Annotated in this window: 19 protein-coding genes; 8 read left to right on the top strand and 11 right to left on the bottom strand. The window is 71.4% G+C overall.

The genetic code is table 11. From position 1 onward, the window contains the following. Nucleotides 1–24: 24 nt before the first annotated feature. On the top strand, nt 25–534 hold the full coding sequence (locus FB563_RS18370; RefSeq protein WP_055706521.1) for a CGNR zinc finger domain-containing protein: 510 nt from the start codon (nt 25–27) through the stop codon (nt 532–534). Between the two features lie 105 nt (nt 535–639). On the opposite strand, the gene FB563_RS18375 is transcribed toward FB563_RS18370, so the two are convergent. Further along, nucleotides 640–1,983 carry a UDP-glucose dehydrogenase family protein gene (locus tag FB563_RS18375; RefSeq protein ID WP_055706522.1) on the bottom strand — a complete coding sequence of 448 codons (1,344 nt, stop codon included), beginning with the start codon at nt 1,981–1,983 and terminating at the stop codon, nt 640–642. 181 nt (nt 1,984–2,164) lie between these two features. Here FB563_RS18375 and FB563_RS18380 point away from each other — a divergent pair, with 181 nt between their 5' ends. Beyond that, the gene (locus FB563_RS18380) at nt 2,165–3,322 is read left to right on the top strand and encodes an acyl-CoA dehydrogenase family protein (RefSeq protein WP_055706523.1); all 1,158 of its coding nucleotides are present in this window, start codon (nt 2,165–2,167) and stop codon (nt 3,320–3,322) included. A 161-nt stretch (nt 3,323–3,483) separates the two neighbouring features. Beyond that, nucleotides 3,484–3,846, top strand: coding sequence for a four-helix bundle copper-binding protein (locus FB563_RS18385; RefSeq protein WP_055706524.1), 363 nt, complete (start codon nt 3,484–3,486; stop codon nt 3,844–3,846). A gap of 62 nt (nt 3,847–3,908) precedes the next feature. Here the strand turns inward: FB563_RS18385 and FB563_RS18390 are convergent, their stop codons facing one another. Continuing rightward, on the bottom strand, nt 3,909–5,234 hold the full coding sequence (locus tag FB563_RS18390; RefSeq protein WP_199832829.1) for an LCP family protein: 1,326 nt from the start codon (nt 5,232–5,234) through the stop codon (nt 3,909–3,911). 119 nt (nt 5,235–5,353) lie between these two features. On the opposite strand from FB563_RS18390, the gene FB563_RS18395 reads away from it, so the two are divergent. Continuing rightward, a complete protein-coding gene (locus tag FB563_RS18395) occupies nt 5,354–5,914 on the top strand; it encodes an acyl-CoA thioesterase (protein ID WP_055706525.1) in 561 nt (186 codons plus the stop codon). 4 nt (nt 5,915–5,918) lie between these two features. Here FB563_RS18395 and FB563_RS18400 read toward each other — a convergent pair whose 3' ends face one another. Beyond that, nucleotides 5,919–7,430 (bottom strand): LCP family protein, encoded by a 1,512-nt coding sequence (locus FB563_RS18400; RefSeq protein ID WP_435015274.1) that lies wholly within the window; start codon nt 7,428–7,430, stop codon nt 5,919–5,921. A 128-nt stretch (nt 7,431–7,558) separates the two neighbouring features. Between FB563_RS18400 and FB563_RS18405 the strand changes: the two genes are divergently transcribed. Continuing rightward, nucleotides 7,559–8,587, top strand: coding sequence for a glycosyltransferase family 2 protein (locus tag FB563_RS18405; RefSeq protein WP_055706527.1), 1,029 nt, complete (start codon nt 7,559–7,561; stop codon nt 8,585–8,587). A gap of 36 nt (nt 8,588–8,623) precedes the next feature. Here FB563_RS18405 and FB563_RS18410 read toward each other — a convergent pair whose 3' ends face one another. The 4 genes from FB563_RS18410 to FB563_RS18425 all read right to left on the bottom strand — a co-directional run bounded on the left by FB563_RS18410 (nt 8,624) and on the right by FB563_RS18425 (nt 14,418). After that, nucleotides 8,624–10,222 carry an LCP family protein gene (locus tag FB563_RS18410; RefSeq protein ID WP_055706528.1) on the bottom strand — a complete coding sequence of 533 codons (1,599 nt, stop codon included), beginning with the start codon at nt 10,220–10,222 and terminating at the stop codon, nt 8,624–8,626. Between the two features lie 130 nt (nt 10,223–10,352). Beyond that, nucleotides 10,353–12,113, bottom strand: a complete 1,761-nt coding sequence (locus FB563_RS18415; RefSeq protein WP_055706529.1) for an LCP family protein — start codon at nt 12,111–12,113, stop codon at nt 10,353–10,355. 231 nt (nt 12,114–12,344) lie between these two features. Further along, nucleotides 12,345–13,538, bottom strand: a complete 1,194-nt coding sequence (locus FB563_RS18420; protein ID WP_055706530.1) for an LCP family protein — start codon at nt 13,536–13,538, stop codon at nt 12,345–12,347. A 124-nt stretch (nt 13,539–13,662) separates the two neighbouring features. Continuing rightward, a complete protein-coding gene (locus tag FB563_RS18425) occupies nt 13,663–14,418 on the bottom strand; it encodes a TIGR03089 family protein (RefSeq protein ID WP_055706531.1) in 756 nt (251 codons plus the stop codon). A 140-nt stretch (nt 14,419–14,558) separates the two neighbouring features. Here FB563_RS18425 and FB563_RS18430 point away from each other — a divergent pair, with 140 nt between their 5' ends. Both FB563_RS18430 and manB read left to right on the top strand, forming a co-directional pair. Beyond that, complete coding sequence (locus FB563_RS18430; RefSeq protein ID WP_055706543.1) at nt 14,559–15,863, top strand: peptidoglycan recognition protein family protein; 1,305 nt, start codon at nt 14,559–14,561, stop codon at nt 15,861–15,863. 187 nt (nt 15,864–16,050) lie between these two features. Continuing rightward, the gene (gene manB, locus FB563_RS18435; protein ID WP_055706532.1) at nt 16,051–17,133 is read left to right on the top strand and encodes a mannose-1-phosphate guanylyltransferase; all 1,083 of its coding nucleotides are present in this window, start codon (nt 16,051–16,053) and stop codon (nt 17,131–17,133) included. A 606-nt stretch (nt 17,134–17,739) separates the two neighbouring features. Here manB and FB563_RS18440 read toward each other — a convergent pair. From FB563_RS18440 to FB563_RS18455, 4 genes are all read right to left on the bottom strand, one after another. Continuing rightward, nucleotides 17,740–18,762 (bottom strand): DNA-3-methyladenine glycosylase family protein, encoded by a 1,023-nt coding sequence (locus tag FB563_RS18440; RefSeq protein WP_199832830.1) that lies wholly within the window; start codon nt 18,760–18,762, stop codon nt 17,740–17,742. A gap of 86 nt (nt 18,763–18,848) precedes the next feature. Then, complete coding sequence (locus FB563_RS18445; protein ID WP_055706533.1) at nt 18,849–20,156, bottom strand: coenzyme F420-0:L-glutamate ligase; 1,308 nt, start codon at nt 20,154–20,156, stop codon at nt 18,849–18,851. Next, nucleotides 20,153–21,112: a 2-phospho-L-lactate transferase gene (gene cofD / locus FB563_RS18450; protein WP_055706534.1), complete on the bottom strand. Its 960-nt coding sequence runs from the start codon at nt 21,110–21,112 to the stop codon at nt 20,153–20,155. Before cofD ends, FB563_RS18445 begins: the two co-directional genes overlap by 4 nt. 34 nt (nt 21,113–21,146) lie before the next feature. Continuing rightward, the gene (locus FB563_RS18455) at nt 21,147–21,641 is read right to left on the bottom strand and encodes a cysteine dioxygenase (protein WP_055706535.1); all 495 of its coding nucleotides are present in this window, start codon (nt 21,639–21,641) and stop codon (nt 21,147–21,149) included. A 629-nt stretch (nt 21,642–22,270) separates the two neighbouring features. On the opposite strand from FB563_RS18455, the gene FB563_RS18465 reads away from it, so the two are divergent. Beyond that, a complete protein-coding gene (locus tag FB563_RS18465; protein ID WP_003975777.1) occupies nt 22,271–22,534 on the top strand; it encodes a WhiB family transcriptional regulator in 264 nt (87 codons plus the stop codon). Nucleotides 22,535–22,638: the final 104 nt, after the last annotated feature.

Raw genomic sequence — 22,638 nt, forward strand, 5'->3', positions numbered from 1 at the left:
CGTATTGGGGGTAACGTCGCAACCATGAATGAGAGATCGGCCGCCCCCGGAGCCCTGGCGCTGATCGAGTCCCTGGTCAACACGCTTTCGGACATCCGGACCGGCGCCGACACGCTGGACACCGAGGAGGGCAGGGGGCGCTTCGGGGTCACCGAGGACACGGTGGAGGAGGCGCGGGAACTGCGGGAGTCGCTGCGGGCGGCGCTGCTCGCGCACGCCGGGCATCCGCCGCACCGCGAGGTGACCCAGCTCGGCGAGCTGCTCTCCCGCGCGCCCCTGTACGTCGCCGTGGACGCGCGCGACGGCTCCGCGGCCCTCGCCCCGGCCCCGGACGCGCCGCTGCTCTCCCGTGTCGCCGCCGCCGTCGCCGAGGGACTGATGCAGGGAACCTGGATGCGGCTGAAGGCCTGCGAGGCCCCCGACTGCCACTGGGCCTACTACGACCGCAGCCCGGCCGGACGCGGCCGCTGGTGCTCCATGCAGGTGTGCGGGGCACGGGCGAAGATGCGCCGCTACCGGGCCAAAGAGGGGTAGCACACAGGCAGTTCACCGGCCACGTATGTGTCCGGTGGTGCAGAATACGGAAAGACGCCGGTTCGGCCGACTGAGCCTCGGCCGAACCGGCGTCACCCGCCTGCTCTATGCGGTCGGGCGGCCCATCGCCCGGTACGTCCAGCCCGCCCGGCGCCACAGCTCCGGGTCGAGGGCGTTGCGGCCGTCCAGGATCAGCCGGGCCGCTGCGACCTCGCCGAGGGCCGCCGGGTCCAGCTCGCGGAACTCCCGCCACTCGGTGAGGTGCAGGACGACGTCGGCGCTCCGCACGGCCTCCAGCGCGGAACCGGCGTAGCCCAGGGTGGGGAAGACCTTGCGGGCGTTGTCCATGCCCTTCGGGTCGTACACGGTGACCTGGCCGCCCTGGAGGTGGATCTGGCCGGCCACGTTCAGCGCGGGCGAGTCGCGCACGTCGTCCGAGTCGGGCTTGAACGTGGCGCCGAGCACCGCGACCCGCTTGCCGAGGAAGGAGCCGCCGCCGAGCGCCTCCCGGGTCATCTCCACCATCTGGCCGCGCCGGCGCATGTTGATGGAGTCGATCTCCCGCAGGAACGTCAGCGCCTGGTCCGCGCCCAGCTCACCGGCGCGCGCCATGAACGCCCGGATGTCCTTCGGCAGACAGCCGCCGCCGAAGCCGATCCCGGCGCGCAGGAACTTCGACCCGATCCGGTCGTCGTACCCGATGGCCTCCGCCAGCCTCGCCACGTCACCGCCCGCCGCCTCGCACACCTCCGCCATCGCGTTGATGAAGGAGATCTTGGTGGCGAGGAAGGAGTTCGCGGCCGTCTTCACCAGCTCGGCGGTCGGGAAGTCGGTCACGACGAACGGCGTGCCCTCACCGATCGGCGTCGCGTACACCTCCCGCAGCAGCTTCTCGGCCCGCTCGCTGCGCACACCGGCCACGATCCGGTCCGGGTGCAGGGTGTCCTGGACGGCGAAGCCCTCGCGCAGGAACTCCGGGTTCCAGGCCAGCTCGGCGTCCTCGCCCGCCGGGGCGTGCTCGGCCAGATAGCCGGCCAGCCGGTCGGCCGAGCCCACCGGCACCGTCGACTTGCCGACGACCAGGGCCGGACCGTGCAGATGCGGGGCGAGAGAGGAGATGGCGGAGTCCACGTACGACATGTCGGCCGCGTACTCCCCGTGCCGCTGCGGGGTGTTGACGCACACGAAGTGCACGTCGCCGTACGCCCCGACCTCGGCCCAGTCGGTGGTGAACCGCAGCCGCCCGGTGGACCCCTCGAAACCGGCGACGTGCCGCCGCAGCAGCTCCTCCAGACCCGGCTCGTACATGGGCGTCTCGCCGCGCTCCAGCATGGCGATCTTCTCGGGTACGACATCGAGTCCCAGCACCTCGAAGCCGAGCTCGGCCATGGCCGCGGCGTGCGTGGCGCCGAGGTAGCCGGTGCCGATCACGGTGATCTTCAGGCTCATGGATGCGCTCCAGCTCGGGTACGTCGGTGATGCGGCCCCTGAGCATAGTCGGGCCCCTCGCCGGGCAATTTCCCCGCTGTCGTGTAGCTCACGTAGGCGTCCTCCGGGCGGCCCTCTAAAATTTGAGTTACTTAACGGTAATTAGCGTCAGTATCACTGCGTCTTTGGAGCGTGAGAGACCGTGGCCGGATCGGCTGACTTCGACCTGTACCGCCCGTCCGAGGAGCACGACATGCTCCGGGACGCCGTCCGCTCCCTGGTCGAGGCGAAGATCGCGCCGTACGCCGCCGCGGTGGACGAGGAGGCCCGCTTCCCGCAGGAGGCCCTCGACGCCCTGGTGGCCAACGACCTGCACGCGGTGCACGTCCCCGAGGAGTACGGCGGCGCCGGCGCCGACGCGCTCGCCACGGTCATCGTGATCGAGGAGGTCGCCCGCGCCTGCGTCTCCTCCTCCCTCATCCCCGCCGTCAACAAGCTCGGCTCCCTCCCGGTGATCCTCTCCGGCGGCGAGGAGCTGAAGAAGAAGTACCTGACCCCGCTCGCCAAGGGCGACGCGATGTTCTCGTACTGCCTCTCCGAGCCGGAGGCGGGCTCGGACGCGGCCGGCATGAAGACCAAGGCGGTCCGCGACGGCGACTTCTGGATCCTCAACGGCGTGAAGCGCTGGATCACCAACGCGGGCGTCTCCGAGTACTACACGGTGATGGCCGTGACCGACCCCGCCAAGCGCTCGAAGGGCATCTCGGCGTTCGTCGTCGAGAAGTCGGACGAGGGCGTCTCCTTCGGCGCCCCGGAGAAGAAGCTCGGCATCAAGGGCTCGCCCACCCGCGAGGTCTACTTCGACAACGTCCGCATCCCCGCCGACCGCATGATCGGCGAGGAGGGCACGGGCTTCATGACCGCCATGAAGACCCTGGACCACACCCGCATCACCATCGCCGCCCAGGCCCTCGGCTGCGCCCAGGGCGCCTTCGACTACGCCAAGGGCTACGTCCAGGAGCGCAAGCAGTTCGGCAAGCCCATCGCCGACTTCCAGGGCATCCAGTTCATGCTCGCCGACATGTCGATGAAGATCTCGGCGGCCCGCGCCCTCACCTACCAGGCCGCTGCCGCCTCCGAGCGCGGCGATGCCGACCTCACCTACCTGGGCGCCGCCGCCAAGTGCTTCGCCTCGGACGTCGCGATGGAGGTCACCACCGACGCCGTCCAGCTCCTCGGCGGCTACGGCTACACCCGCGACTACCCGGTGGAGCGCATGATGCGCGACGCCAAGATCACGCAGATTTATGAGGGCACCAACCAGGTCCAGCGGATCGTCATGGCCCGCAACCTGCCGTAACGGCACGGGACTTCGGATCTCTTCGGAAGGCGCCCTCCGGGGCGCCTTCCGGCTGTTGGGCCGCACGTGACGACCGGTCGGTCACATGCGGGCCGGGTCCGGCCGACGTAGGACGGAAGCACACGGGGTCCGCCCCGGGCCCCCGCCTCCCAGGAGGAGCCATGACCCAGCCGGGAACGATGACGCCGATGACCCAGCAGATGCAGGACTGCGTCAATGCCTGCATGGCCGCGCACACCGTGTGCGAGGAGACCATGAGCTCCTGCATGCAGATGGGCGGCCAGGCCCAGATGCAGATCATGCGCGCGCTCATGGACTGCTCCGAGACGACCCGTATGTGCGCCGACATGATGATGCGCCGCTCGCCCATGTCGGGCGACATGTGCGCGATGTGCGCCAAGGCGTGCGAGATGTGCGCCGAGGCGTGTATGGCGATGCCGGACGATCCGCAGATGATGCGCTGTGCGGAGGCGTGTCGCCGCGCGGCGGAGATGTGCCGCGCCATGGCGGGCGCCAAGATGTGAGGCCCGCCTGAACGCGGAGCGAGGGCACCCGGACGGGTGCCCTCGCTCCGGCGTGTGGCCGCTCAGTTGCCGGAGACGGTGACCTTCTGGTCGTTGTTCAGCTCGTCCACCAGCGTCTTCACCTTCGCCTTGTCCCAGACGAGGTTGCCGCCGACGGAGCCGGAGATCGGCATGTTCAGGGAGGTGCCGTCACCGCCCTGGACGCCCTTCATCGCCCAGAACATCGAGCCCAGGTCCCACAGGGACATGTCCTTGTCGACGATCAGGGAGTCCAGGCCCGCGCCCATCACCGGGTAGAACTTGAAGGGGTTGAGGACCGTCGACGGGGTGGCCACCTGGTGGGCCAGGGCCGACAGGAACTTCTGCTGGTTCTTGGTGCGCTGCAGGTCGGAGGCCGCGAACGCGTGCCGGGTGCGGACGAAGGCGAGGGCCTGCGCGCCGTTCAGCGTCTGCTTGCCCGCCTTGAAGTCGGCGCCCGAGTACGAGTCCTTGAAAGCCTTGTCGATGTTGATCTCGACCCCGCCGACCGCGTCCACGATGTTCGCGAAGCCCTGGAAGCCGATCTCCACGTAGTGGTCGATGTGCAGACCCGTGTTGGCCTCGATCGTGCGGACCAGGAGGGTCGGGCCGTCCTCGGCGTAGGTCGCGTTGAGCTTCTCCTGCCGGCCCGTGGCCGGGTAGAGCTTCCCGGACGACCCCCTGAAGGACGGCACGGTCACGTTCGAGTCGCGCGGCAGCGAGATCAGCGTGTCGCCGTTGCCGCCGACGTGCAGGATCATCATCGAGTCCGTGCGCTTGCCCTGGGCGGAGCCCGTGTGCAGCTTCTTCTCGTCCGCCTTGGACATGCCCTCACGGCTGTCGGAGCCGACGATCAGGTAGTTCGTGCCGGCGCCCGACGCCGGCCGGTCGATGACCTTGGACAGGTCGACCTCGCGGCGCAGCTTGGAGTCGGCCCAGAAGTAGGTCGCGACGGACGTGACGACCAGCACGGTGGCCAGGGTGATCACGGTCCACTTGATCCGGCGCCGCCAGTTCGGGCGCGGCCGGTACCGGTCGAGCTCCGGGTCCGGGTCGTTGTCGTTGGGCACGAAGCCGGCGCCGCCGCGCCGCCCGCCGCCGTACACCTGCCCGGTGTTGTAGCCGCTGTCGTAACCGGCGCCGTCGTCGTATCCCTGGCCGTCGACGTACGACGGCTGCTGCGGGACGCCGGCCCCGTACGGCGGCGCCGCCGGGCCGGGGTCGCCGTAGGAGCGCTGCCCGGGCGGTACCGCCGGGCCACGCCGCACCTGACGCATCACGCGGGCGTTCTCCGGCTGTGCGCCGGCACTGCCGCGTCCGTAGCGCGGGCCGCGGTTGTCGTCGGACCATCCCTCGGGCCAGTCATTCATGCGCCCCAGTGTGCAGGGCGTCGGTGTGAGGCTTACAAGGGCTGTCGGAAAATAACAGCGGCGCTGTTGCGAAGCCGACACAAATTCCGCGATTGTCGCTTCGGCATAAGGTGGAGGGCATGACAGACCAGGCCACGGACGCGGAACCGGAGACGGAACCGGACATCCCCGGCAAGCCGACGTCCGCCTCGCGCACCACCCTCAGCCACATCATGACCCACAACGACACCAACCTCCTGGGGACGGTGCACGGTGGCGTGATCATGAAGCTGGTCGACGACGCGGCGGGCGCCGTGGCGGGCCGGCACTCCGGCGGTCCCGCGGTCACCGCGTCGATGGACGAGATGGTCTTCCTGGAGCCGGTGCGCGTCGGTGACCTGGTCCATGTGAAGGCGCAGGTAAACTGGACCGGCCGGACCTCCATGGAGGTCGGCGTGCGGGTCCTCGCCGAGCGCTGGAACGAGTCGACCCCGCCCACCCAGGTCGGCTCGGCCTACCTGGTGTTCGCGGCCGTCGACGCCGACGGCAAGCCACGCCGGGTGCCGCCGGTGATACCGGAGACCGAGCGTGACAGGCGCCGCTACCAGGAGGCGCAGATCCGCCGCACCCATCGCCTGGCGCGCCGCCGGGCCATTCGCGAGCTGCGGGAGAAGCGCACGGCCGAGGGCTTCGAGGACTGAGCGCTCAGGAGGTTCCCGGGCACACCACCTCGCTGCCGCGCACCGGGGTCTGCTCGGGCTGGGCCGGGTCCTCGAAGCGGACCTTGTGGACGTCCTTGAAGTCCGCCCCGGCGATCACCCTCAGCAGCGGGCCCTGGCCCGGTACGGCGCGCAGCTCGGCCCCCGGCAGGGCAGCCGCCAGGGCACGGGCCGAGCGGTCCCAGCGGGGGTCGTAGGAGATCACGGTGTGCGGCACGTGCGCGGCGGCCGTCACCGGCAGGTGCGTCGTGGCGAAGCCGGTCGCCGCGAGCCCCGCGTCGACGCGCTTGGCGAGGCCGACCGTGCCGCTGCCGTTCTCCACCTGGACCCGGATCTGCCGCGGATCCACGTCCACGGGCGCCACCGGCGCGGGGGCGGGACCATGGCCGCGCTGCGGCTGGTCCACGGTGAGCGGCTTGTCGTCGCGCAGCGCCGAGAAGAGCCGGTCCGCCTTGGCCTGGTCCCACTTCAGGGTCGAGCCGATGCCCTTGACGTCGTAGTTCATCTGCCCGATGGGCACGGTGGTGAACTCGGAGGAGGACGGGGAGAAGTTGCGCATGGCCCGGCCGAGGTCGAGCAGCTCGTCGGTGCCGAAGCCCTCGTCGGCGCGGACCGAGCCGAGCACCGCGCGGGCCACGTCCCTGAACCGCATCGGGTTCAGCAGCACCCCGGAGGAGGTGGCCCGCTCGATCAGCGCGGCCAGGAACCGCTGCTGCCGCTTCATCCGGCCGAGGTCGCTCGCCACGTCCACGTGCCGGGCCCGCACGTACTGCAGGGCCTGGCCGCCATTGAGGGTGTGCGTGCCGGGGCCGAGGTCGAGGCCGGTGTAGGAGTCCTTCAGCGGGGTCGTCGTGCAGACCTTCACCCCGCCGAGGACGTCCACGGTCCGCATGAAGCTGGTGAAGTCGACCTCCAGATAGTGGTCGATCTTCACATGGGTCATGTTCTCGACCGTGCGGATGGTCAGCTGGGGGCCGCCCTCGGCGTAGGCCGCGTTGAGCTTGATCGGGTGCGGCCCCTGCTGCTGCCTGGAGCGGACGTCGGTGTGCGCGGGCACCTCGGCGTAGGAGTCGCGCGGCAGGCTCACCACCGTGGCCCGCTCCCGGTTGTCCGAGACGTGCACGATCATCATCGTGTCGGTGCAGTGGCAGGGCACCCCGCCCAGCCGGTACTGCCGCCGCTCCCGGTCGGTGATCCGGTCCCGGCCGTCGGTGCCGACCAGCAGGATGTTCATGCCCTGGCCCGCCCGCGGCCGGTTCTTCATGTCCTTGAAGGCGTCGACCCGGGCGATCCCCGCGTCCAGGCTGCTGATCACCGCGTGCCCGATCCCGGCGGAGGCGAGCACGACGACCGACAGCGTGCTCACCGCCCGCATCGCCCACCGGGGCCGCCGGGGCGGCCGTACCGACCGCACGGGCCGCTCGGGCGGGTGCGGCACACGGCGAGGCGGCTGCGGTCGGCGCTGCGGGCGGGCAGGGGACCGGGGCGGGCTGGCCAAAGAGGACACCTCCGGACGAGGCCGTACGCGGGATCCGTGAGCACCGTAGGCCGATACGATCTCCAGCCCGGGGCTACGCCCCGGCGGCGCGCACCGGTGTCCCCCGTTCGCGGTAACGTGAGCCCCCTATGAACGCCAAGCCCGACGTGCGACACCCCGCTGTTTCCGTGATCATGCCCGTCCTCAACGAGGAGCGGCATCTGCGCGGGGCCGTCCAAGCGATCCTCGCGCAGGAGTACGCCGGCGAGATGGAGGTCGTGATCGCCCTCGGTCCGTCCACGGACCGCACGGACGAGATCGCCGCCGAGCTGGTCGCCGAAGACCCCCGCGTGCATACCGTCCCCAACCCCACCGGCCGTACCCCCGCCGCGCTGAACGCGGCGATCAAGGCCTCCCGGCACCCGATCGTGGTCCGCGTCGACGGCCACGGCATGCTCTCGCCGAACTACATCGCCACCGCCGTCCGGCTCCTGGAGGAGACCGGCGCACAGAACGTCGGCGGCATCATGCACGCCGAGGGCGAGAACGACTGGGAGCACGCGGTGGCCGCCGCGATGACCTCGAAGATCGGGGTCGGCAACGCCGCCTTCCACACGGGCGGCGAGGCCGGTCCCGCCGAGACGGTCTACCTCGGGGTGTTCCGCCGCGAGGCCCTGGAGCAGCAGGGCGGCTACAACGAGGAGTTCATCCGCGCCCAGGACTGGGAGCTGAACTTCCGGATCAGGGAGGCGGGCGGCCTCATCTGGTTCTCGCCCGAGCTGAGGGTCTCGTACCGTCCGCGGCCCTCCGTGCGGGCGCTGGCCAAGCAGTACAAGGACTACGGCCGCTGGCGGCACGTCGTGGCCCGCTACCACTCCGGCTCCATCAACCTGCGCTACCTCGCCCCGCCGACCGCCCTGTGCGCCGTCGCGGCCGGAGCCGTCGTCGGCGCGGTGCTCACCCCGTGGGCCCTCGTCGTCCCCGGCGGCTATCTGGCGGCCATCGTCGCGGGCTCGGTCCCGGCGGGCAGGGGGCTGCCCCTGAAGGCCCGGCTGCAGATCCCGGTGGCCCTGGCGACCATGCACATGTCGTGGGGCTGGGGCTTTCTGACCAGCCCCAAGTCCCTGGCCCGCAAGGTCATCGCGTCACGGCGGCCGGCGGTGCTCAGCGCCCGGTGATCAGGTGGGGCCCCGATCCCGGGGCCCCACCGCCGGTCACCACCGATAGGGCTTGTACACGTCCATGCACGTGCTGGTGTCCGCACCGTTGAGGGCGTCCGAGCCGTCGGGCGTGTCGCCGGCCTTGGGCTTGGGCCGCTGGGGATAGCTCGTGCCGGTGCGCCAGTCCGCGCCGACGACGACCGTGACCCCCGAGACATCGGTCGACCGCTTCACCGCGCTCGCCGGGATGCCGAGCGCCTTCGCCACCGCCTGCGCGTCACCCTGCAGATCCGCGCTCGGATACTGCACGACCGTGCTGTCCTGCGACAGCGTCCCCGAGGTGTCGGCGGCCGCCCGGGTGTAGCCCTTCTGCGCCAGCACCTGGCTGATGTCGTTCGCCCGGCCTCCCACCGGTGCCTGTGTGGAGGTCCGGGTGGCGTTGCGCACCAGCACCCCGAGCCGGCCCGGGTCCGTGGAGGGCGACTCGGTCGCCGGGGCCTTGTCCGCGACCTGCTTCGCGGCCGACGGTGTGCCGTTCTTGTCGAACGGGACGTCGTCGCGCAGCATCTCCCACAGCTTGTCGGCGTTGGCCTCGTCCGGCACGACGTGCTCGCGGTTCTGCGAGTCCGTGACGTTGGGCATCGTCAGCGACGTGATGCGGTTCGTCGGCACCGACTTCAGCTCCATGGCCAGGTCGTACAGCTTCTTGACCGAGCCGATCTCCTCGGAGACCTGGAGCGACTTGGTGGCCGCCTCGGCCAGGTCCATCAGCCGCCCGCTGTCCGTGAAGACGTTCTGGTGCTTCAGGGTGCGGACCATCGAGTTCAGGTACATGTGCTGGGCGCGGGCCCGCAAGGGGTCGCTGCCCCAGGCGTGCCGCGTGCGCAGCCACTGCAGGGCCTGCTCGTGGTAGATCTTCTGCGTCCCGGCCCTCAGCTTCAGCCCCGAGCCGCCGGGCTGGTCCGGCGTCGGGTGGTCCCAGACGTTCTGCTTCACACAGACCTCGACGCCGCCGATGGCGTCCGCCATGCTCACCACGCCGGCGAAGTCGATCATCATCCAGTGGTCGATGTAGACCCCGGTGAGCTTCTCCCAGGTGGCCAGCGTGCAGCCGGCCCCGCCCCGGGCCAGGGTGGTGTTGATGATGTCGTTGGTCGCCGGGTAGACCTTGCCGGTCTTGGGATCGGTGCACTTGGGGATGTCGACGCGGGTGTCCCGGGGGATGCTCACCATGGCGGCGCTCTTGCGGTCCGCGGACAGGTGGATGAGCATCTGCACATCGGCGAGCGGGGGAGCGCCGACGCTGTCCCTGCTGCCGCCGAGCTTCAGATCCTCCGGCGTGTTACGGCTGTCGGAGCCGATCAGCAGGATGTTCATCGGGGTCTGCCCGGCCGCGTTCGCCGGCGTCCTGTATGCCTTGGAGTCGTCGGCGCTGCTGCGCTGACCCTTGCGGATGTTCGCGTTCAGATGCTGGTAGTACAGGTAACCGGCGCCGGCCGTGCCGATTATCACCACCGCCAGCACGGTCGCCGACCAGCGCAGTGCGCGCCGTCTGCGCCGTGGCCGCTCGGCCGTGGAACCACCTCTGCGCCGCCCCCCGCCGTGCCGGCCGGACCCCTCGGGTGCCGTGCGGTCCTGCGGTGCGAGCGACATCGTGTCGTCGACCGCAGGGTCCTGCCCTCGCACATCGCTCTGCGCCAAACTTCCTGCCCTCCCCACCCTTGCGCGTACAAACGGGCCCGTCCCGCGTCCGGTTAGACGCACGACGGGCCCATTGGGTTACCTACGACGCGCACTTCACCTTGTCCGCCGTGGACTTGTCGACGTCCGGCGCCTTCTTCGGAGCGGTGAGCGAGACGCCCGCGCCCTTGAAGTCCTTGCCCAGGGTCAGCGTCATCGCCGGCAGTCCCTGGGAGTTGGTCACGCTCTTGCCGGGCTTGAGCGCGGAACCGGGCAGCCCCATGAGCTGGGCCAGCTCCCGGGCCTGGGCGGCCTGGTCGGGCGCGTACTCCAGCGTGGTCCGGTCCAGCTCCGCGGGCGCGTTGCCCGCGTTCTCCGACTTCAGCACGCCCTCCTGGTTCTGCAGCCAGTCGAGGGTCTCCTGCGCGCTGCCGGCGACGGCACCGCCGTTGAGGATCCGCACCCGCACCTCGGAGGGCGCGGACCTGCTGCCCTTCAGGCGCGCGGCCTGCGCGTCCTTCTCCGCCTTCTGCTTCTTCTTCACCTCGGTGAAGGACACGTCGTTGTTGATCGCGTCGAACACCTGCGGGGCGAGCGCGGGGTCGACGATCACCGTCTTGTGGACGGCACCGTCGGCCGGGTTGTCCTTCACCGGCACCGTGAGGAAGGTGATGTTCTTCGTCGGCACCTTCTTCAGCTCCAGCGCGATGTCCTTGAGCGTGCCCACGTGACCGATGCCCTTGTCCACGGTCAGCGCCTTCGTGGCGGCCTCGGCGAGGTCGATCAGCTTGGACGGGTTGGTGAGCGTGTCGCTGGAGGACATCTTCCGCATCAGCGAGGCCATGAACTGCTGCTGCACCTTGATGCGGTCCAGGTCGCCCTTGTTGCCCCAGCTGTGCCGGGTGCGGACGAAGGCCAGCGCCTGCTCGCCCTCGATCTTGTGCTCGCCGGCGGGCAGGTCGAGGTGCGACTCCTTGTCGTTCACCGCGTGCGCGAGACAGACGTCCACGCCGCCGACCGCGGTCGTCAGTGTCTTGACCGCGTTGAAGTCCACCATCATGAAGTGGTCCGGCTGGATGCCGGTGACCGCCTTCACGGTACGCATGGTGCAGCCCGGATCCCGGCCGTCCTGCCCGAGGCTGGTGTTGAAGCGCACGTTCTGCGTGCCGGGGATGACCTTCGTCGAGTTGTCGGCCTGCTTGGTCGGGCAGTCCGGCACGTTCACGATCAGGTCGCGCGGGATGCTCAGCGCGGTCGCGTTCGTCCGGTCCTTGGCGACGTGCAGGAGGATGTCGGTGTCCGCGTGCCCGACGCTGCCCTTGTCGCCGTAGCCGGTGTTGCCCTTCCCGGTGCGCTTGTCGGTGCCGATGATCAGGATGTTGAAGGCGTCGTCCTTGCTGAAGCCGTCCTTGGCGGCGCCCTCGACGTCCGTCGTGGTGACGTTCCCCTCGAGGTGCTTGAGGTAGAGATAGCCGGCCGCGCCGACGGCGACCAGCACGAACGCCGTGCCGCCGGCCGTCCATGCCAGGGCCCTCTTGACCTTCGACTTCTTCTTCACCGGCCGCCGGGCCGCGCGCCTGCCCTGCGCGGGCTCCGGCTCGCCTGCGCGGCGCCGGCCCGACCGCGGCGGCGGTACGTCGCCCCCGCGGCCCCGGCCCGTCTCACGGGTCTCGCCGGGCGCCGACTCGTCACGGCGGCGCGGCGCACCGGCTCCCGCCCGGGGGGCGGGTCTGCGGGGGCCGGGAATCGCCGACTGCGGTGCGGAAGGGCCCAGTCGCAGTTCGTATTCGCCGGTGTCCGGATTGAGCACCCACTGGTCTGCGGGATCGATGTTGTCCGCCCGCCCACGGCCTTGCGCGTCCACGGTTGTCCGAATCCTCCGTCGGGGCCACGCGGCGCCTTCCCCCTCAAAGGCGCTCGGGTCTCGGTGAATCAGTGCACGACCCCAGGACGGACCTCGTGGCCGGGTGCACCGGATCGCTCACACTATCCGCCCAGTTCAGCGTCAAGCGACGCCGGTGACAAATTCCCTGTGCCTACAACTGGGCAATCCGCCTCATTTCCCGGACGGAAGTTCGGCGTTTTCATGTGCGCGTCACTCACAGGTGTGTTCGGCGGCGTTGTTCCCGCGGAACGTCGGTGTGGGGGAGGGGCCGGTCTCGCCGTCCGGCGCCCCGCCCGGCTCCGCGCCCGTATCCACGGCCTCCTCGGGCGTCTGCCGGGCCACCGCCACGGGCTGGTCGGCCCGCAGCCGCGCGAACAGCTTCTCGGCCTCCGGCTCCACGAGTTGGTCACGGTTGGTGTCGTAGACGTACGACTCCCTCGGCACCGTCAGGAACTGCACCCGTTCGGTGGGGATGTCGCGCAGTCCGCGCACCAACTGGTACAAGCCACGCAGACTTGCCAGTTCCGGATCCGTGGTCAGGGCGGAGGTCGCCGCGTCCAGCACCGGATACAGCTTCACCGGGTTCAGCAGGACGTCGCCGCTCTGCACCTTGTCGACGAGCGCGCCGAGGAACCGCTGCTGGCGTTCCATCCGTTCGGTGTCGCTGCCGTCGCCCAGCGACTTGCGGGCCCGCACGAACCCGAGCGCCTGCTCCCCGTCGAGCTCGACCTTGCCCGCGGGCAGTTTCAGCAGGGCCGCCTTGTCGTCGATGGGCTCCTTCAGGCAGACCTGCACCCCGTCGACGGCGTCCACCATCTTCTTGAACCCGCGGAAGTCCACGACCACGTGGTGGTCGATCCGAATGTCCGTCAGCTTCTCCACGGTCCGGATCGTGCACGCCGAACCGCCCAGCTGGAAGGCGTGGTTGAACATCGCGAACACCGGCTCGCTGCGGCTGCCGTCCGGCTGCCGGCAGCCGGGGATGTCCACCATCAGGTCCCTCGGCAGGGACACGGCGGTGGCGCTGCGCCGGTTGGCGGCCAGATGCAGCAGGATCGTGGTGTCCGACCGCTCGCTGCCCAGATTTCGCCCGTACGCGGAGTTCCCCTGCCCGGCCCGCGTGTCCGACCCGATCAGCAGGATGTTCTGCGCGCCCCGCACCAGCTCGGTGGGCCGCTCCCGCTCGTACCGCTCCAGTTCGCGGGCGGCCGCGTCATCGGCGGTGATGTTGTCGCTGAGCGTGGCGTACAGGGCCCAGCCGGTCCCCGCGGCCACCGCGACGAGGACCGTGGCACCGACCGCCGTCACCTTCGCCCATCGCCGCCGACGCCGCCGTAGGAGCCCTGCACCGGTGGCGGAGGCCCCAGGACCGGGACCGAGGGGCTGGCCTACGGTGTCGGTCACGGGCGGGGCACCCCCTCATGGCGTACGAGCGTCACGTCCTGCTCCTACGACCATGGCGGGGAGGGGCCGCCGAAGCTCCCTTTGCTGCTCCGTTCGGGGGACGGCAGCCGGCCCGAGCCCGCTCTCAGCGGCGCACCGCGGTCACCCTCTCGCTCTCGATCCGCTTGGCCAGAGCCTCCTCGTCCAGCCGGTCGAGATTCCGGCACAGCACCACGGACCCCCCGACGGCCAGCGGCGCGTACAACCCGGCGCTGACCCCTTCCCACGTGTCGTACGACAGCCCGGACAGCAGCCTCGACCCCGGCCCGGTCAGATCGAGTGAAGGCGCATCCGCGAGCGCCCGCTCGACCACCTCGGTCCCGCTGAACTCGGCCCCCGCGACGATCAGCGCGGGCTCCTCGGCGACCGGCGGGGCGAACGGCACGAACCGGTCCCCCTGCCCCGGCACTTCCACGGCGTAGTCGATGAACCCCTCCGGGGTCTGCGGGAACCGCCCGCCGAGCGGCCGCAGAGCCAGCGCGACCCGCTCCCCGCGGCAGGCGCGCGCGGCGTCGAGCGAGTCCGGCCCGCTCACCACGAGGTCGGCCGCGGACGGTGCCCCGCCCACGTCGGCGATCGTCCCCACGGACGAACAGGCCATCAGCCATACCGCCGTCTGCCAGTGCGCCGGCAACAGCAGAGCCACTCGGTCGCCCGGCGCGGCGGCGAGGTCGCCCTGGAGCAGATTCGCGGTCTTGGCCACCCAATTGGCGAAGGTGGCCACGGACAGTTCGACGCGTTCGCCCGTGGCGTCGTCGTAGAAGGTCACCAGCGGGCGGCCGGGGTCCGCGGCGAGCGCGGAAGCCAGCAGGTCGGCAGGGGTGCGATCGGTGGCGTTCACCCGGGAAAGGGTACGCGCGGGCGGGTGCGCGCAGGGTGCGGTGGGGCCACCGGTTCGGCGGAACGTTTCCCGACGGCCCGTCAGTTCGCCGCTGGTTCACCGTTGGACAGATTTGTATACCTATGTCCACGATCATGCACATGCGTGGAATCCTCACTCCCTCGATCGGCGTCACCTGCGCCACGGCCCTCGCGCTCGCGCTGCCGGCCCTGCCCGCGACCGCCGCACCCGCACGACCGTCCGGGGCCGTCGCAGCCGTACGACCGTCAGAGGCCGTCGCAGCCGTACGACCGTCCGGGGCCGGTGTCCCGGGCAGCACCCGGTCGCTGCCCCTGGTCCCCCTCACCCAGGAGCGCGTCCTCGGCGCCGCCCCGGTGCAGGGCCTGTACCGGCCCGACGGTGAGCACTTCTCGCTGGTCGGGGTCGTCTGGGACGACCCGGACACCGAACTGCACGGCCACGTCCAGGTGCGCACCCGGACGGCGCGGTGGGGGAAGTGGTCCGGCTGGCAGGACGTCGAGACGCACAACGCCGACCACGGCGCCGACCCGGGGACGCCGGAACGGGCCGCGCGACGGGTGCGCGGAGCGACCGCACCGCTGTGGGTGGGCGCCTCGGAGGGAGTGGAGGTCCGGGTCCGCGCCGCCGCGCAGGGCGCGCGGGGCGGCCGTACGCTCCGGCCGCGGCCCCCGCTGCCGCCGGGCCTGCGCCTGGAACTCGTGGACCCCGGTGCCGAGGCGGGCGTCGCCGACCTCGGCGCCCTGGAGATCCCGGCGCTGGGCAGGCGGGCCACCGAGCGGGAACTCGCCCGTCTGCAGGGCCCGGTGCGGGCCAAGCCGTACATCGGGCCGCGCCCGCGGATCGTCACCCGGCGCGGCTGGGGCGCGGACGAGTCACTGCGCGTGGGCGGGCTCGTCTACACGAAGAAGGTCAAGGTGGCCTTCGTGCACCACACGGCCTCGGGCAACAACTACACCTGCGCGCAGGCCCCGTCCGTCATCCGCGGTATCTACCGCTACCACGTCGACAGCATGGGCTGGCGGGACATCGGCTACAACTTCCTCGTCGACAAGTGCGGAACCATCTACGAGGGCCGGGCCGGCGGTGTGACGAAGGCGGTCCTCGGGGCGCACACCGCCGGCTTCAACAACAACAGCATGGGCATCGCCGTCATCGGCTCGTACGGGGCGACGAAGCCGCCCGGCGCCGCGGTGACGGCCGTCGCCCGGCTCACCGCGTGGAAGCTCGGCCTCTTCGGGGCCGATCCGCGTGGCAGGACATATCTCACGTCGGCCGGTGGCAACCTCTTTGCCAAAGGTAAGAACGTACGACTGAACGTGATCTCCGGCCATCGGGACGGATTCGCCACCGAGTGCCCCGGCAAGTGGCTCTATGCCAAGCTCGGTACGGCCCGTTCCAGCGCGGCGCGCTACCAGGGGCGCTGAGCCGGCGGGGGGTTGTGCGCTCAGCGTCGTCCTCGGGGGCGCGCCGCTCTCACACCGTTCTCTCACCGATCTCGTGGGAAACCGCGTGGTTGTCAAGGGCGCCGCCGCTACGGTCTGCATACACTGACCGGCCGAAACGAGTGAAACGAGTAGTTCGGCCGGTCCCGGCAGGAAGCAGAGACGACAGGTGACAGAAGCGATCCTCCTGGTCGGCGGCAAAGGCACCCGGCTGCGTCCGCTCACGGTGCACACGCCCAAGCCCATGGTCCCGGCCGCCGGGGTGCCGTTCCTCACGCACCAGCTGGCGCGCGCCAAAGCGGCGGGCGTGGACCACATCGTCCTCGCCACGAGCTATCTGGCCGAGGTCTTCGAGCCGTACTTCGGTGACGGCTCCTCCCTCGGTCTGCGCATCGAGTACGTGACGGAGGAGGAGCCGCTCGGCACGGGCGGTGCCATCCGCAACGTGGCCTCGCGTCTGCACTCCGGTCCTGACGACCCGGTGCTGATCTTCAACGGCGACATCCTGACGGGCCTGGACATCAGGGCGCTGGTGGACACGCACGAGTCGGCCGGGGCGGACGTGTCCCTGCACCTGACGAAGGTGACGGATCCGCGGGCCTACGGCCTGGTCCCCACGGACGAGAACGGCCGCGTCCTCGCCTTCCTGGAGAAGCCGCAGACGCCGGAGGAGATCGTCACCGACCAGATCAACGCGGGGGCATACGTCTTCCGCCGCTCGGTGATCGACACCATCCCGCTGGGCAGGCCGGTCTCGGTGGAACGCGAGACCTTCCCCGGCCTCCTGGCGGCCGGCGCCCATCTGCAGGGCATGGTCGACTCCACGTACTGGCTGGACCTCGGCACCCCGGCGGCGTTCGTCCGCGGCTCCGCCGACCTGGTCCTGGGCCGCGCCCCGTCCCCGGCGGTTCCCGGCCGCTGCGGCGACCGGCTGGTCCTGCCCACGGCGAGGGTGGCGCCGGACGCCAAGCTGGCCGGCGGCACGGTGGTCGGCGAGGGCGCGGTCGTGGCCGAGGGCGCGAGGGTCTTCGGCTCGACCGTCCTCCCCGGCGCCGTCATCGAGCCCGGCGCCGTCATCACCGACTCCCTCATCGGCACGGGGGCCCGCGTGGGCGAACGCACGGTCCTCACCGGCGCGGTCATCGGCGACGGCGCGGTCATCGGCGCCGACAACGAGCTCCGCGAGGGAGTACGCGTGTGGTGCGACGCCCACATCCCGGCGGGCGCGGTGCGCTTCTCCTCGGACCAGTAGCGGCCGTTGGGGGGGCGCCTGTGGGGCTGCGCCCCAGACCCCCTGGTTCAGGAGCGGTCGGGTGGTCGGGCGGTCGGGCGGTCGGGCGGTCGGGCGGTTGGTGCGGTCGGGTGGTCCGGGTGGTCGGCTGGTCGGGTGGTCCGGGTGGTCGGCTGGTCCGGGTGGTCGGGTGGTCGGGTGATCCGGGCGGTAGCCGGGCGCGGGCGCGTGAGGGCTGATCGCGCAGTTCCCCGCGCCCCTGGGGAACCGCAGCACCGTCGGCGCCATGGCACCCCCACCCCTGCGGGCACGCCGTGCCGCTGCCGTTGTAGTTGCGGGCAGTCGTGCCGCTTGGCCGGCGCCCACCCGGCAGCGGCCATCGTGCCGTTGTAGTTGCGGGCAGTCGTGCCGCTTGGCCGGCGCCCACCCGGCAGCGGCCATCGTGCCGTTGTAGCTGCGGGCAGTCGTGCCGCTGGGGCGGCACGGGTGGGCGCAGCGGCACCCTGCGAGCGCGGGCAAGCGTGACCCACCCCCGAGCCGCGGCAGCTCCCCGCACTCCGTCGGCGCCGGCAAGTGAAACCCCCGTCGGCCGGCGGCAGCCCCCCGCAGCCCCCAGCTCAGGGCGCCTCACAGCAGCCCGATGTCCACCCGAGGCATCTTCGGCGCCCGGCGCGCAGGCACGTTCCCGCTCAGCAGGATCAACCGCGCGGCACGGTGCCGCTGCCCGGCATACGGCTCCAGCAGGCGGAGCATCGCCGCGTCGTCGGCATGCCGGTCCCCTGCCAACGCCCACCCCACGATCCCCGGCAGATGCAGGTCCCCGACCGTCACCGCATCCGCCGCCCCATGACTGCGCTGCACCACCTCCGCCGACGTCCACGGACCGATTCCCGGCACGACCTCCAACCGCGCCTGCGCCTCGGCCGCCGGCATCGTCACCGCCTGCTCCAGCCGCGCGGCGACCCGTACGGCCCGCAGAATCGTCGACGCCCGCTTGTCGTCCACCCCGGCCCGGTGCCACTCCCAGGAGGGAATCAACGCCCAGGTCCGCGGCGCCGGCATCACGAACATCGGCCGCTGAGCGGCCCCCGCCGGTCCCGGCGCGCGCTCACCGAACCTGCGCACGAGCAAGCGCCACGCCCGGTACGCCTCATCCGTCGTGACCTTCTGCTCCAGCACCGAGGGGATCAAGGACTCCAGCACCAGTCCGGTCCGCGTCAGCCGCAGGCCCGGGCGCCGATGCCGGGCCAGGGCCACGACCCGGTGCCGCGGCACGAACGCCTCCGGGTCGTCGGCCGCGCCGAGCCACTCGGGCAGCCGGTCCAGCAGCCACTCCGCCCCCGGCCCCCAGGCCTCGCCGAGCACCTCACCGCCGTACGCCCGCACCCGCAAGGTGCCGGGCCCGGCGGGCGTACGGCTGGCCCGCCAGACGGATCCGTCCGCAGTGGCCCGGAAGGTGGGGTCGGCGGGCCCGCGCCGCAGCGGTCCGAGCACCAGCCCGAGATCGAGCGGCCCCTCGGGCACCCACCGCCGCACCCGCGCCGGAGCCGGGGCCTGCCGCGGTATCCCGGCAGCGGCGCCCGCGGGCACGCCGGCATGGCCACCGCGCACGGTCGTACGCGTGGGGCGCTGAGCGAAACGTCCTGCCACGTGAGGTCCTAGGGGAGCCGGTGCCGTCCTTCGAGACTAGGCGGTCGTACGAGCGCTACGGCCGCGTACGCCGAACTCGGCGCGACTCACCGCACCGCTATGAACGCCCCGGCGTCCCGCTCCGGCCGCGGTCTCGGCTCCTCGGCCGGATGGCCGACCGCCACCGCGCCCATCGGCTCCCAGTCGGCGGGCAGGCCGAGGACCTCGCGCACCACGTCCCGGCAGAACATCGTGGACGACACCCACGCCGAGCCCAGCCGCTCGCCGGCCAGGGCGACCAGCAGGTTCTGCACGCCCGCGCCCGTCGCGACGACGAACATCTCCCGCTCGGCGCCGTCCCGCCGCGCGTCCCCGTAGTGGTGCGAGCCGTCCATGACCAGGCAGGGCACGACCAGATACGGCGCGTTGCGCAGCACGTCCCCGCGGCGGATCCGCCTGGCGATGGACTCCTCGCTCCTGCCGTCCCGCCGCAGGTCGGCGATCCAGGCGTCCCGCATCGCGTCCAGCAGCCGGGTCCGGGACTCCGCCGACTCCAGCAGCACGAACCGCCAGGGTGTGGTGTGGTGCGGGGCCGGTGCGGTGATCGCCGCCGCCACCGCGCGCCGTACCGCGCCGGGGTCCACCGGCTCGTCGGTGAACGCCCGGACCGTACGCCGCTGGGTCACCGCCTCCCGGACCGCCTCGGACGTGCCCAGCCGGAACATGTCGTCCCGCGCGCCGCGCACCAGCGCCCGCGCGCCCTCGCCGTCCTCCGGGGCCAGCACATGCGGCAGGCCGCGCAGCACCGCGACGGGCCGCCCCTCCGCCTTGCCCTTGACCAGGTCGCCGGCGGCGGCCAGTTCGTCCGCCGTGGCGACGACGGTCGCGCTGAGCGGATTGCCGTACGCGTCCGTGCCCCCACGCAGGTCGTCCAGCACCCGCACCCCGGCCGCGCCGATCGCCACGTCCGTGAGCCCCGCGCGCCAGGGCCGCCCGAAGGTGTCGGTGATGACCACACCGACGTCGACGCCGAGGGCGTCGCGCAGGCCCGCGCGGATCGCGCGCGCGGACGCGTCCGGGTCCTCGGGGAGCAACAGCACGGTGCCGGCGGGGGTGTTGGAGGCGTCGACCCCGGCGGCGGCCATCACCAGACCCTGCCGGTTCTCCACGATCCTGAGGGTGCCGCGCCGGGCCACGACCCGGACCGTCTCGGCGTCGATGGCCGCCTCCCGGTCGGCCGCCCGCACGACGCGGCCCTCCGCCTTGGAGACGATCTTGGAGGTGACGAGCAGCACGTCCCCGTCGGCCAGGCCCGGCTCCGCCGCGGCGATCAGCTTGGCGAGGTCGTCGCCCGGCCGCACCTCGGGGATGCCCGACAGGGCCCGTACGGTGAACTCCGGGCGCTCCTCGCTCACGCTCCCCGCACCCCCTCGGCCAGCGCCAGCGCCTCCCGCGCCATCTGCGCGGCCGCGTCGACGTCGGTCATCATCAGCGGTACGGCCCGGCAGCGGATGCCGTCCGCCTCGACCCGCTCGACCGCGGCCGCGTCCACCGTGTCGACCAGCCAGCCGTCCAGCAGGCCGGAGCCGTAGTGCTCCGCGACCGCGGCGGCCGTGGACTCCACGCCCACCGCGGCGAGCACCTTGTCGGCCATGCCGCGCACCGGCGCGTCCCCGACGATGGGGGACAGGCCGATCACGGGCACGCCCGCGTCCGCGATCGCCTCCCGGATGCCGGGCACGGCGAGGATGGTGCCGATGGACACGACCGGGTTGGAGGGCGGGAAGAGGATGACGTCCGCCTGGGCAATGGCTTCCAGCACACCGGGCGCCGGCTTGGCCTGCTCGGCGCCGACCGGCACGACCGCCTGGGCCGGGACGGAGGCGCGCAGCCGTACCCAGTACTCCTGGAAGTGGACCGCCTTGCGCTCGCCGTCGACCTCCACGGCCACATGGGTCTCCACGCGGTCGTCGGTCATCGGGATCAGCTTCACGCCCGGCCTCCACCGGTCGCACAGCGCCTCGGTGACGGCGCTGAGCGGATAGCCCGCGCCGAGCATCTGCGTCCGCACGATGTGCGTGGCGAAGTCCCGGTCGCCGAGGCCGAACCACTCCGGCCCGACGCCGTAGGCCGCCAGCTCCTCCTTGAGGTGGAAGGTCTCGTCGGACCGCCCCCAGCCCTGTTCCTCGTTGATGCCGCCGCCCAGCGTGTACATCACCGTGTCCAGGTCCGGGCAGACCTTCAGCCCGAAGAGGTGGATGTCGTCGCCGGTGTTGCCGATCACCGTGACGTCCGCGTCCGGCACGGCCCGTTTCAGACCGCGCAGGAACCGGGCACCACCGATGCCGCCTGCCAGAACCACAATGCGCATGGCCCCAAGTCTTGCAGGCGGGTACGACAACGCGTCAGGCAGTCACCGGACGAGCCTCGCAGTGCGGTGCGGTGTGCATGGGCATCTCGGTCAGGCCCGGGTAGTAGACGTGCAGGCTGACCGCCGGCTCCAGCGCGTCGTTGACGACCTCGTGGACGTAGCCCGGCGCGAACACCCGTTGCGCGCCCGCGGCCAACGCGCGCGTGCCGCGCTCGGTGCGCTCGGTCAGCGCCCCCTCCAGGACGGTGAGGACACCGGAGGAGCGGCCGTGGTCGTGCAGCCCGCTGCCCTGCCCCGGCACCCAGCTCAGCAGCCACACCTCGTAGCCGGGGCCGGTGCGCAGCCGGTGGTACCAGCGGGTCGTCGCGTCGTAGCGGACGAGGTGCGCCCACTGGGAGCGGTCGGCGGCGATCGCGCGGGCGAGGCCCACGAACTCGGCGACGGTGGCCGGGTGCTCGCGCGGCGGCTGGAGCAGGTGCAGGACTTCGAGGATGTCGCCGGCGATCTGGAGGTCGTTGTCGCTGTTCATGGGTGCGGTGGTTCCTCGGTGAGAGAGGGCCGGAGGGAAGGACCGGAGGGGAGGGAGAAACGAAAGAGCCGGTCCCGGGGGACACGGCCTGCAGCTGGAGCGGGGTGTGGCTCAACAGCTGGAACAGCGACAACAGCTACAGCGGGACCGGGCAGCACCGAGGGACCCGGCGGTGCGGGTCGAGGTGAGTGCCAAGTTCGCGAGCATGCCCAATAGGACATCGGTTCACACCCGCAGTGTCAACTCGGCGCCCGGCATGTGGGACAGGTTTCACCTCTTCCGGTTCATCCCCGAGGTGAAAGGTTTGCTCACCGGGATGCCGGGACACATGGGGCACATCCAGGCGCTCAAGCCTCGCGGAACGCGATCGAACGCCAGGGCGTCCTTCTTCGTATAGATGTCCGTACGGGGATCCGGCGCCCCTCCGGGCCCTCGTCTGCGTGTCACGGTTTATGGCGATTTGAACACTTTCCGCATGGGCTTGGTTCCGCAGAGTGAATAACGGGCTCAATAGCAGATCTCGGCTTGACTCGCCCGGAGCAGCACACTTGTAATTTCACTCGTGTCGTTCAGCCGAAATCGGTAACGGCAACGCACACGGGGACGCGAAAGACAGACGAGGGGCGCACATGACCGAGCTGGTGCAGCAACTGCTGGTCGACGACGCGGACGAGGAACTCGGCTGGCAGGAGCGCGCGCTGTGCGCCCAGACCGACCCCGAGTCCTTCTTCCCCGAGAAGGGCGGCTCCACCAGAGAGGCGAAGAAGGTCTGCCTCGCCTGTGAGGTCCGCTCCGAGTGCCTCGAGTACGCCCTCGCCAACGACGAGCGCTTCGGCATCTGGGGCGGCCTGTCCGAGCGGGAGCGCCGCCGGCTGAAGAAGGCGGCCGTCTGACCGCGTACACGCACGCACATTCCTGCCAAAACAGCACGAACGGCCCGTGGCCGGTGGGTTATCCACAGGCGGCGGGCCGTCGTCATGGTCAGCCGATAGTGTGG

The organism is Streptomyces puniciscabiei (assembly GCF_006715785.1).
Taxonomy (GTDB): Bacteria; Actinomycetota; Actinomycetes; order Streptomycetales; family Streptomycetaceae; genus Streptomyces; species Streptomyces puniciscabiei.